Raw genomic sequence first — 11,605 nt, 5'->3', positions numbered from 1 at the left:
CGGTCAGCGGTATTCGATGACTGCGGTCTGCCTCAGGTCGATGAGCAACCGGCGGGCAAGTCGCTCGCCCTGCTCGTTCATCATCTGCGACTCGATCTGCTGACGCGCGGCGGCGTTGCTCTGGATCTCCTTGCGATCGCAGACGCCGATCATCTCCACGGCGTTGGCCGTCCTGTTCGGGGCCGACGTCTTTCCGACCGGCACGGACTTGAGCATCTCGGCAACGGCCGGCGGCAGCTCGGTCGAGGCGCGGCGGACATTGTCCTTGACGACGATGTCGCGATAGTTGCGGGCAAGCTCCCTTGCGGTATCGCAGCCGCTGTACTTTGCCCGGAAATCCTCCGCATCGCGGGTCCGTTGGCGAATGAAGTCGTTGGAACTGCCGGAGGGGATGATGAATAGCACCTGCTGCAGCACCATCTCGTGGGCGGCGGTGGTCGCCGCCTCGCCCTTCTTCGCAAGTGCGGTCTCGATATCGCGGTCGCGGATGCGCACCTCCCGCTGGAATCGCGCCCGAACCACGTCCGACCAGGCGATGTCGGCTTCGAGGCGCTTCTTCAGCGTTGCCGGGTTGATCCCCATCTGGTTCAGGGCCTGGGAGAACTGGGCAGGAGACATGTTGACGCGCGAAGCGATGGTGTTGAACGCATTGTCGACCGCGCTGGCCGGAGCGGAGATGCCCAGGCGCCGCGCCTCCTGAATCTTCAGCTTCTCGTCGATCAGTTCGTCGATCGCCGCCTTCTGGACGTTGCCGCTGCGGTTGCCTGTGGCATTCAGCAACTTGACGCGTTGGCTGATGTCGTACTCGGTGATCGGGGAATCGTTGACGAGAACCTTGATCGCGCTGGCGGTGGCGGGCTGCCCGACAACCACGGGGCCCGTCAGTGCGACCGCGCAGACCACGGCGACCAGTCCGGTCCGAAGCCGCCGCGCAGCAGAATTGATCCTGTTCATCGCCCTATCCTGAGTTCACCAGGCGCTTGCCGGTGCATTATGGCAGACGTATGGCCCAGTCCGCCACGAGCTGCCGGCGACGGTCCTGCACGCCTAACGGCTGGGGTCGGAGGCGACGGTCGTCCGGAACCTGCCCTCAGTCAGCGTGCGCAGCGCGAACTGGAACATGATCCGCTCGTCGGGCAGCAGTTCCTGATCGCGGATGTACTGGCGTTCGTAGCCGATCGCGAGGGTCACGCACTCGTTCTCGTACCCGAAGCCGAAGCTCGTGGAGATCCACTGCGGAGAGGTCTGCGGAAGGTTGGACGACTGCGAGCCGGAGATCTCGTAACGACCGCCGGCCCAGATCTTCCAGTTCGGATTGAGGCGCAGGGTGCCGAGGCCCTGGATCTCCTCGCGATCGTCGATGATTCCCTGCTGGGGGTCGGCCGCGATGTTCGAATAGATCACGCTGGACTGCAGCATGCCCACTGTCCCGCTGACCTCGAGATCGTAGCGCTTGGTGGACAGGTCGGTATTGTCCAGACGGAGCCGGTTGACGATCTGCAACGAGGAAATCGGCGAGAAATAGAGGGCAGTCACGAAGTCCGACGCATCTGTCTCAAGGCCGGATCCGACAGGATAGGGGTTCTCGCCGGCGAGGTGATACGACTGCCCGAAGACGGCTCCGATCTGCATGCCGTTATTGGTATGGGTGGTATATTTGACACCGACATTTGCGCGAGTGCCACCGTCCATGCGGTCATAGCCTGAGAATTTGTCGACTTCGAAGAGATTCGTGTCGTCGAAGACGAAGCTCAGTGCATCGTTGTTCGGAATGTCGACATTGTGCTGCGCGTCGGGACGGGCATAGATCTGCGCGATCGGCTCGAATACCTGATATCCCCAGTCGCCCGTCACGAGGATCGGATAGCGGTACTCCAGACCGACAGCCGCCATGCCGCGCACATAGGTATTCTCCCCGTCCGGCAGGAAACGGTCCAGAACCGGCGTGGTGGTGAAGGAACCGTCCAGATATGGATCGTCGACGTCTACCGAATAGACATCGCCACGCAACGAAGCGAACGGCTTGAAAATCTGTCCGCTGTCGTGGACGAAGGTCCGCTCCCAGCTCGTTTCGGCAATCAGCCGCGTGCTCGTTCCCGGCGTGCCGACGAGGCTGCAGGCATAAGGATTGATCTTGCGGGCGATCTGATCGTAGAACACCGGGTTCACGCGGGCGAACAGGTTCAGATTGTTGGCCAGGCCGTACGGGCAGTACTCGGCGGTATTCGAGCTGACACCCTGGAAATTCGGCGCGAACTCCGCGTCGGTCCGGGTCAGGCTGTAGAAGTTGGTATCGAATGACAGCTGCCCGCCGAGAACCGGTTCTCCGAAGATGTAGTTGTAGTCGACGACCGGATGCACGAACGGCTGCGCATTGTCGTTGATCTGCCACTGGTCCGAGAAGATCTGATAGTGGAGGAGGCGCGCGTCGAACCAGTTTCGTGCGCTCTGTCCCGTCAGATACAGCTGGTCGCGGGTCTCCAGATCATCGGTCAGATTGTAGGTGCGCAGGAATGTCTCGTCGGACATCAGCGTACCTTGCCAGCCCCACTTCCAGAAGCTGTTGATCTCGAACCTGCCGGTTGTCTGCAGCGCGCCGCGATTCTCGACCTCGGCGTCAATGGGCTGCAAGGGGTTGAGAACCCCCTTGTTGTAGAGCAGGAAGGCGTCGGGATCGAGCTGGTGGATGCCGGCCCCGACGATTTCGTAGCTGCCCTTTTCGAAGCGCTGTCGCCACTGGAACGAGCCGAGCGGTCCTTGCCGCGTGTACGGCGTGACGGCGACGGTCAGGTCGTAGTCCGGCGCGAGAGCAAAGTAGTACGGGATCTTGACCCCGAGCCCCAGATCCTCGTCATAGATGCTGGTCGGCCGGAGAAATCCTGACCGCTGCTTCACCGTTGGATCCGGATGGCTGAAGTAGGGCAGATAGGCGATCGGCAGTCCGAACAGCTCGAACGACGCGTCCTCGTAGTAGACGGTCTGTTCCTGCTTGTTGTGTATGATCTTCTTCGCTTTGATTTGCCAGAACGGAGGCCGACTTGGATCTTCCTCGCATGGCGCGCAGGCGGTGTAGACACCCCGGTTGAAGACGGTCACGTTGTCGTCGAAGCGCTCGGCCGAGCGCGCGGCGAACCGTGCGTCCTCGGTGGTTACCAGCGTCAGCTCCGTGACGAAGCCGTCGCGGAAATCGTCGGTCAGCTCGACCTCATCGGCATAGATGACGTTGCCGTCCGGCTGGGTCAGCTTGACGTTGCCGCGCGCGAAGACGCGGCCGCTGCGCTGGTCGTAGTCGACACGATCGGTCTCGATCGTGTAGCCGCGATAGTAGATGTCGACCGAGCCGGCAGCTGAGACGATGTCGTTGTCGATATCGTAGATGAGCTCGTCGGCCTCCAGAAGCATGCGTGCATCCGGATCGCTTGCGACCGCCTGATCGAAGGGGGTCATTCCGATCGACTGGGCATGCACCGGCGCGCCTGCCACGAGCAGGCCCGACAGCATGGCCACCGACGCGGCCAAGACGAGGCTGCGCGGCCTGGCGATGATCTGACGGTCGTCGATACGCTGACCGGAGGCCATCTAGCCGTCTTCCTGATACAACAACACTGTCGTCCCCAGCAGCATGGTCACAAGAGCCGGCGTCCATGCAGCCGCTACCGGCGTGACCGCCCCCGCGGTCCCGAGGTCCCTCACGAAGTTGGAAACCACATAAAGCACGAAGCCCGCGACCACGCCACCCAGAATCATCCGCCCGATATTGCCGAAACGGAACACTCGGAGCGATACCGTGGCCGCGATAAGCACCATCGCGCACAGGAGTAAAGGCCGTGCTAAGAGCGACTGGTACTGCAGCCGGTACTGGACGGCCGGCAGGCCGGCCCGTTGCGCGATCTCGATCTGGCTGGGCAGGTCCCAGAACGAGATCGACTGCGCAGATGCCAGCCGCTCCGACACCTGCTCGCGGGTGAGATAGGTGCTGAGCAGATAGGACTTGTGGTACTCCGGCGGCCGGCCGGGCTGGATCAGCCAAGCCGCATTCAGGCGCCAGCGTCCCTCCTCCAGAACCGCGTTGCGCGCCTCGACGCGCTCGGCGAAGCCGCCATTGCTGTCGAAGACGATGGCGGTGACGTGCCGCAGCTTCAGTCCGTCGGCCGAGGCGCGGCGCGCGCGCAGCACCGACTGCCCGTCGACACCATCCTGGCGCAGCCACAACGAGACCCCGGCGCCGCCGAACGGAACCGCCGAATCGCCGAAGGCCTCCTCGAACAACGCCTCGTGCCGTGCCTTGAAGTTGGCGGCGAGGGGATTGTAGAGCGTCGTGGCGGCGATGCCGACGATGAGGGTGATGAAGACAACCGGTGCACTGAACTGCCACACCGACACGCCGACCGAGCGCGCGACGACCAGTTCCAGGGACTTCGTCAGCATCAGGAAGGTCGCCATCGCGGCGAACAGCACGGCAAAGGGCAGCACAAGCTCCGAGAGCGAGGGGAGCCGGTAGAGAGACAGCAGCAGAACCGTGCCGAAGCTCACGTCATGGTTGCCCGCCCGGCGCAGGTTCTCCACCGAATCGATCAGGAAGATGAGTGCGAGGCAGGTTCCGAACACACCGGCCAGATTGAGCACGTAGCGCCGCGACACGTAGCGCATCATCGTGCTGGTGCTCATCGCGCCGCCCTCCCTTCGCGCAGCGGAGCAAACCGCTGGACGGCGCGCGCGACGGCGCCCGCCATCGCGCGGATGTTGCGCATGGCGCCCGACCACGTGAAGTCCTCGGCGCCGAGCCGCATGTTGGGCAGCGACTCGAGCAAGCGGGTGAGGGAGCGCCCGTGACCGAAGGCCATCCAAGCGGCCAGCACGATCGCGGCGGCAGGCAGCGCGTACATCGGCACGACCGCCCAGGCCTCGCGGGCCGCGAGGTTGCTGGCGCCGAAGCCCACGGTACGCAGGGCCGACACCGCGATGATCGCAACCAGTATCGAATGGCCGCGCCCGGTCCGGTTGGTGCGCGGATGACCGAGCGTCGCCAGGGAAATGAAGACGAAGGCCAGCGGATAGAGGATGCTGGAGAGCCGCTCGTGGATCTCGGCACGGAATTTCCCCGGAAACCGCTGATAGTAGCTGTCCTCGGGATTGGGCGAGAGCAGCTCCGACATGCGCATCTCGCGCGGCCGGTATTCGACCGTGCCGCTGCCGACCGTCAGTTCCGACAGGTCGAAGACATACCGGTCGAACCGGATGACCGTTATCTCTTCGGGGCTGCCTTCCTGTTGCTGCATGCTGCCATTGAGCATGACCAGATAGGCCCGCTCGCCGGTGCGGACGATGCGGCCTTCCTCGGCGAGGTACGTCATCATCCGGGCCGGATTGCGTTCGTCGTTGACCAGCAGTCCGAGCAGTGTGCCGTCCGGCGCGCGTGCGCGGATGTGGAAGGTCAACCCCTGCTCGACGCTGGTGAACAGCCCCTCGACGACGATGTAGGTCAGGACGTCGGCGCGGATGTTGGCGATCGTGCTGCGCAGCGCTCGGGCGCTCTCCGGCATCACCACGAGACTGATGCTGCCGGTCAGCAGCGTGACGATCAGGCCGAGGATGATGAACGGCTTGTAGATGACCTTGGGTGAGGCGCCGGCGGCGTTCACGACAACGAGTTCACTGTCCGCATTGATCCGGTTGAGCGCATAGACGCACGCGATGAACAGCGCCACCGGAGCGATCACCATGATCAGTGCCGGCAGCGCCAGCACCGTCATGTAGAGGAACAGCCACAGCGTCTGGCCCTTGGTGGTGATGAGGTCGATCTCCCTCAGGGCCTGGGTCACCCAGACGACGCCGGTCAGCACGGCAAGCGAGATCACGAACGCTCCCGCGACGATCCTGAAGATGTATCTTCCGATCGTGTTCATCGCTGCCTTCGTGTCTCTTCATCCGGCCGCCGCCTGGCGGCGGCCGGCATCGCTATCGGCAGTTGGTGGCGAGAATTGGCCCGAAGCGTGGCCAATCCTGCCGGCGCGACCCTCGCTCCGATCCCCCGAATGGTGTATGGGGGGACACGGACGCGATCAAGTGCTTGAAAGAACCTGTAACATAATTGAACCGTAGGTACCAATCCGAGGCGTGCTCGAAATGGCTGAACTGCCCAGAATGAGCTTTGAGAAGCCGGCCCTGCCGGCAACCGGCATCGTCGTGGTGCTCGCGGGGGACGGCGCGGCGTTCGGACCGTTCGGCCGTGCCCTGGACGAGGCCGCCGGCGGCAGTCTGGGCCGGGCGGCGCAGGCTGCCGACTTCAAGGGCAAGTCGAAGAGCTTCGTCGATATCTATGCGCCGACGGGACTCACCGTCGACAGGGTGCTGATCGCCGGCCTCGGAGATCCCGCGAAACTGACCGACGCGGAGTGGAGCGCGCTCGGCGGCGCGGTCTGCGCGCGCCTCGCCGACAGCGCCGAGCTGGCGACCGTGCTGATCGAACGTCCCGATGGTGAAGAGGTCGGCCCCGATGCCGCAGCGGCCTTCGCCTGCGGCGCCAAGCTCGGCGCCTACCGTTTCGACAAGTACAAGAGCCGACGCAGCGACGATGACACGCCGAAGAGGGCCCCGCGCCGGATCATCATCGCCACGGCAGATCCTCGCAGGGCGAAGAAGGCCTTCGCGGTTCTGGACGCCGTCAGCGACGGCACGCTGCTGGCCCGCGATCTAGTCAACGAACCTGCCAATGTGCTCGGGCCGCAAGAGTTCGCCGCAAGGGCGAAGGAACTTGCCGCGCTGGGCGTTGACGTCACCGTGCTCACCGAGAAGGACATGGCACGGCGTGGCATGAATGCGCTGCTGGCCGTCGGTCAGGGGAGCGAGCGCGGGAGCCGCCTGGTCGTGATGCGCTGGAACGGCGCGGGCAAGGGATCGAAGAAGAAGCCCGTCGTGTTCGTCGGCAAGGGCGTCGTCTTCGATACCGGCGGAATATCGATCAAGCCGGCGGCGGGCATGGAGGACATGAAGGGCGACATGGCCGGTGCCGCCTGCGTCGTCGGTCTCATGCATGCGCTTGCCGCCCGCAAGGCCAAGGTCGACGCGGTCGGGGTCATCGGGATCGTCGAGAACATGCCCGACGGCAAGGCGCAGCGGCCGGGCGATATCGTTACCTCGATGTCGAAGCAGACGATCGAGGTGATCAACACCGACGCGGAAGGCCGGCTCGTCCTTGCCGATGTGCTCACCTACGTGCAGAAGGAGTTCAAGCCGGCCTTCATTGTCGATCTGGCGACCCTCACCGGCGCGATCATCGTCGCGCTCGGCCATCATTATGCGGGCCTTTTCTCCAACGACGATGAGCTCGCCGCGCGCCTCACGGCCGCCGGCGAGGCGACCGGCGAGAGGGTGTGGCGAATGCCGCTCGCCAGGGAATACGACAAGCTGATCGACTCGAAGTTCGCCGACATGAAGAACACCGGCGGGCGCTGGGCCGGTTCGATCACCGCTGCCCAGTTCCTGCAACGCTTCATTCAGGAGGGAGTAGCCTGGGCACATCTCGACATTGCCGGAACGGCGATGGAGTCGCCCCAGACCGACACCAACAAGAGTTGGGCTTCCGGTTTCGGCGTTCGCCTGCTCGACAGGCTGGTCGCTGACCACTACGAGGGGTAGTCGCGCCGGGCGCCCTCTGCGGCGCACTCCCGGGGCGGCCGCGGCGGCTCGCCGCCCATCGCGGTGGCAGCCTGCACAGGAGGCCGTGCGATGGCCGAAGTCTGGTTCTATCACCTCGAGCGCAGGCCACTGGAAGCGGTACTGCCGTCACTCCTGGAGAAGTGCCTCGCGCGCGGCTGGAAGGCGGTCGTGCAGGTCGGTTCGGCCGAGCGCCTGGAGGTTCTCGACGGTCATCTGTGGACCTACCGCAAGGACTCGTTCCTGCCGCATGGAACGGTCGCCGACGGCGACGCCCACCGGCAGCCGGTCTATCTGACCACCGGACCGGAGAACCCCAACGAGGCCACGGTGCGGTTCCTCGTCGACCGGGCCGATCCGCCCGATCTCGCGGGCTACCTGCGGGTCGTCTTCGTTTTCGACGGCCGCGACGCCGAGGCGCTTGCCGAAGCGCGCGAGCACTGGAAGCGGGCGAAGGCCGCGGGGCACGAGGTCTCCTACTGGCAGCTGTCCGACACAGGCAGGTGGGAGCGCAAGGTCTAACCCCGCCAGCACGCTATCCGCCGGCCAGTTCCTCGAGCGCAGCGCCGGCGGCGAGCCACTCCTCTTCCGCCCTGGCCAGGGCTGCCGCCGACCGCGCCCGCTCCCGGGCGAGTTCCGCGCCCTTCTCCGGGTCGCGTGCGAAAAGGGTCGGGTCGGCCAACCGCCGGTCCAGGTCCTCGAGCTTCTTTGTGTACGCTTCGACGGCCTTCTCGGCCGATTTCACGCGCTGGCGCAGCGGTTCGAGCTCGCTGCGTCGCTGCGCGGCGCTGCGCCGGCGCGCGGCGGCGTCGATCGGCGCCGACGCCGCGGTCTTGCGCGGTGGTCTGCCGGGTTGCTGGTCGATCTCACCGGACAGGACCAGCCGGCGGTAATCCTCGAGGTCTCCGTCATAGGGCCTGACGGTGCCGCCCGCGACCAGCCACAGCCTGTCGGCGGTCGTCTCGATCAGGTGCCGGTCGTGGCTGATCAGGATGACCGCGCCTTCATATTCGGCAAGCGCCCTGACCAGCGCCTCGCGAGCGTCGACGTCGAGATGGTTGGTCGGCTCGTCCAGGATCAGCAGGTGTGGCGCATCGTGCGTCGCCAGCCCCAGCATCAGGCGTGCCTTTTCGCCGCCCGACAGGTTGCGTGCCGGCACATCCGCCTTGTCGGCCCCGAACCCGAACTGCGCCACCTTGGAGCGCACCACGGACTCGGCAGCCTGCGGCATGATGCGGCGGACGTGGTCGTAGGGCGTCAGATCGGGCGACACCTCGTCGAGCTGGTGCTGGGCGAAGTAGCCGACCTTCATCTTTTCCGCGGCGACGATCCTGCCGCCGCTTGCCTTCAGCCGCTTCGACAGGAGCTTGGCAAAGGTGCTCTTGCCATTGCCGTTGGCGCCAAGCAGGCCGATCCGGTCGTCATGATCGAGCCGGAGATCGAGACGGGTCAGGACCGGCGGCCCGCCATAGCCGACCTCGACACGATCCAGCACGATCAGCGGCGAGGCGAGCGGCTTCTCCGGCGAGGGAAACCTGAAGGGCTGCACGTGCTCGTCAATGATCGCGGCGACCGGCTCGAGCCTTGCCAGCGCCTTCAGCCGGCTCTGCGCCTGACGCGCCTTCGAGGCCTTGTAGCGGAAGCGGTCGATGAAGGCCTGCATGTGTCTGCGCTGTTCGTCAAGCTTGCGGGCCTGCTTCTCGGCCAGCACCTGCTTCTCCCGGCGCTGCCGCTCGAACTGGTCGTACGAGCCGCGATAGGGAACGAGCTTGCCTTGGTCGAGATGGATGATCGTGTCCACGGCCGTGTTGAGCAGATCGCGGTCGTGGCTGATGACGATCAGCGTGTGCGGGTAGCGCGACAGGTAGGTCTCGAGCCACAGCGTGCCCTCGAGGTCGAGATAGTTGGTCGGCTCGTCGAGGAGCAGCAGGTCAGGCTCGGTGAACAGCACGGCAGCGAGCGCCACGCGCATCCGCCAGCCGCCGGAGAAGCTGTGCAGCGGCCGCTTCTGTGCGGCATCATCGAAGCCCAGCCCCGACAGGATGCGCGCCGCGCGCGCCTCCGCCGAATAGGCGTCGATCTCCGCGAGGCGCGCGTGGATTTCGCCGATCCGCGCACCGTCGGCGGTCGTCTCCGCCTCTGCGAGCAGTCGCGCCCGTTCGGTGTCGGCCGACAGCACAAAGTCGATCAGGCGGGTCGGCCCTTCCGGCGCCTCCTGCTCGACGCTGCAGATCCGCGCGCGAACCGGCAAGGATATCGACCCGGATTCCGCCGAGATCTGCCCCTTCAGCAACCCGAAGAGCGTCGTCTTTCCCGTGCCGTTACGGCCGACCAGGCCCGCGCGCGTCCCGGTCGGCAAGGTGATGGAGGCCTTGTCGAACAGGGTGCGTCCGGCGATCCGGTAGGTGAGGTCGGTGATCTGCAGCATGTGCGTGTTTTGCCGTCCAACGGGGACGACGGCAAGGGCGACGCGTCGCGGGTCGATCCGTATGGAGCGGATCGTGTCTGTGGTAGTGTCCTTCCCCATCGGCACGCGCCGGTAATAGCACCGACACGGCACAGAAAGGGGATCGGTCCGATGTGTGTTCCAGGATGCCATGACGTGGTGATGCGCCGCTTGAGCCGGCGCGGCTTCTTCAAGGGGATCGGCGCGGCCGCCGCGGCGGCGGCCACCGTGCCGCTCGCCACTGCGCCGGCCCGTGCTGTGCCGATCAGCTTCGAGCGGGTGGTAGATCTGACGCATCCGCTGCCGCCGGATTTTCCGACCTTTTTCGGCGAGCCGCAGCTCGAGATCGAGAAGATGGCGACCTTCGACCCCGACGGCTACAACATGAACCGCTGGCATCTGGTAGAGCATACCGGCACCCACATGGACGCGCCGATCCACTTTTCCGCTGACGGTGCCGACGCCTCGTCGATCGAGATCGAGAAGCTGGTGGTGCCGCTGGCCATCATCGACGTGAAGGCGAAGGCGGCCGAGAATGCCGACTACCAGGTCACGCCGGACGACATCGCAGCCTGGGAAAGCGCTCACGGCCGGCTTCCCGACGGCTGCTGCGTCGCCATGAATTCCGGCTGGGGGCCGCTGGTGGGATCCGCCAAGTTCCGCAATGCCGACAGCGAGGGAAAGTTGCACTTCCCCGGGTTCCATGCCGAGGCCGCCGACATGATGATCCGCGACCGCAACGTTGTCGGCATGGCGGTCGACACGCTGTCGCTCGATTACGGCGGGTCCCCCGACTTCAAGACCCACTACACCTGGCTGCCGAGCGGCCGCTGGGGGATGGAATGCGTCGCCAACCTCGATGCGCTGCCGGCCGTCGGCGCCACGCTGGTGGTCGGATCACCGAAAATTGTCGGAGCGACCGGCGGTCCGAGTCGTCTGATCGCGCTCGTCTGACGTAGACGGGATCGGCGGGCAATCCCGCCGGTCCTGTTACCCGCGGCTGTGGGGAGCTGCGTTTCCGGAAGGATACGAGAGATGCGACGTGCGACACTTGTGATCCTTGTCCTGGCAGCTGTCCTCGCCGCGCCTGCGAGCGCCGCAGGTCCGGGCAGTTTCGCCCGCCTGTACGGCCCTTATGGCGGGCCGATACGCCTGGATGCCAATTTCCATGCCTCCGACACCTGCCAGGCTGCGCTGGAGGCCCATCAGGCGGCGCCGGCGGGTCAGAGAGTTCCACCCTTCGTTGTTCCCGTGACGATCGTGATCGGACCCAATCCGCTCGGTTGCACCGACACGCGTATCGTGCGACGTATCGTCACCGTCGGTGGCGCCGGCGTCGATCAGATGATCCGGATCTTCTTCGTCAACCCGTCCGGACGTATCCTCAAGACCGAGAATGTCGCCGTCCAGAGCCAGTGACGGTGCCCGCATGACGCTGCGTCGCCGCACTCGTGGCGCACCGCGAGTCATGGCATAGTCTCGCCGCCTGCATCGGGAGTTTGC

General features: G+C 65.3%; 9 protein-coding genes. 4 read left to right on the top strand and 5 right to left on the bottom strand.

Translation table 11 applies throughout. The features are described from left to right. Positions 1–3: 3 nt before the first annotated feature. The 4 genes from EDC22_RS08095 to lptF form a co-directional block, all read right to left on the bottom strand. The gene (locus tag EDC22_RS08095) at positions 4–954 is read right to left on the bottom strand and encodes a SurA N-terminal domain-containing protein (protein ID WP_132806139.1); all 951 of its coding nucleotides are present in this window, start codon (positions 952–954) and stop codon (positions 4–6) included. A gap of 93 nt (positions 955–1,047) precedes the next feature. Then, positions 1,048–3,579: an LPS-assembly protein LptD gene (locus tag EDC22_RS08090; RefSeq protein WP_132806138.1), complete on the bottom strand. Its 2,532-nt coding sequence runs from the start codon at positions 3,577–3,579 to the stop codon at positions 1,048–1,050. Continuing rightward, positions 3,580–4,668 carry an LPS export ABC transporter permease LptG gene (gene lptG / locus EDC22_RS08085; protein WP_132806137.1) on the bottom strand — a complete coding sequence of 363 codons (1,089 nt, stop codon included), beginning with the start codon at positions 4,666–4,668 and terminating at the stop codon, positions 3,580–3,582. Next, positions 4,665–5,906, bottom strand: coding sequence for an LPS export ABC transporter permease LptF (gene lptF / locus EDC22_RS08080; protein ID WP_132806136.1), 1,242 nt, complete (start codon positions 5,904–5,906; stop codon positions 4,665–4,667). Before lptF ends, lptG begins: the two co-directional genes overlap by 4 nt. Positions 5,907–6,126: 220 nt before the next feature. Between lptF and EDC22_RS08075 the strand changes: the two genes are divergently transcribed. Continuing rightward, positions 6,127–7,638: a leucyl aminopeptidase gene (locus tag EDC22_RS08075; protein WP_132806135.1), complete on the top strand. Its 1,512-nt coding sequence runs from the start codon at positions 6,127–6,129 to the stop codon at positions 7,636–7,638. 90 nt (positions 7,639–7,728) lie between these two features. After that, positions 7,729–8,178 carry a DNA polymerase III subunit chi gene (locus EDC22_RS08070; protein WP_132806134.1) on the top strand — a complete coding sequence of 150 codons (450 nt, stop codon included), beginning with the start codon at positions 7,729–7,731 and terminating at the stop codon, positions 8,176–8,178. Positions 8,179–8,191: 13 nt separating this feature from the next. Here EDC22_RS08070 and EDC22_RS08065 read toward each other — a convergent pair whose 3' ends face one another. Beyond that, positions 8,192–10,084, bottom strand: coding sequence for an ABC-F family ATP-binding cassette domain-containing protein (locus EDC22_RS08065; protein ID WP_132806133.1), 1,893 nt, complete (start codon positions 10,082–10,084; stop codon positions 8,192–8,194). Positions 10,085–10,234: 150 nt separating this feature from the next. Between EDC22_RS08065 and EDC22_RS08060 the strand changes: the two genes are divergently transcribed. Together EDC22_RS08060 and EDC22_RS08055 are read left to right on the top strand one after the other, a co-directional pair. Next, the gene (locus EDC22_RS08060; protein WP_132806132.1) at positions 10,235–11,056 is read left to right on the top strand and encodes a cyclase family protein; all 822 of its coding nucleotides are present in this window, start codon (positions 10,235–10,237) and stop codon (positions 11,054–11,056) included. Positions 11,057–11,137: 81 nt separating this feature from the next. Further along, complete coding sequence (locus EDC22_RS08055) at positions 11,138–11,521, top strand: hypothetical protein (protein WP_132806131.1); 384 nt, start codon at positions 11,138–11,140, stop codon at positions 11,519–11,521. Positions 11,522–11,605 lie beyond the last annotated feature (84 nt).

The sequence above is a fragment of the Tepidamorphus gemmatus genome, assembly GCF_004346195.1.
Classification (GTDB): Bacteria; Pseudomonadota; Alphaproteobacteria; order Rhizobiales; family Tepidamorphaceae; genus Tepidamorphus; species Tepidamorphus gemmatus.
This window is presented reverse-complemented; position numbering and strand designations above follow the sequence as displayed.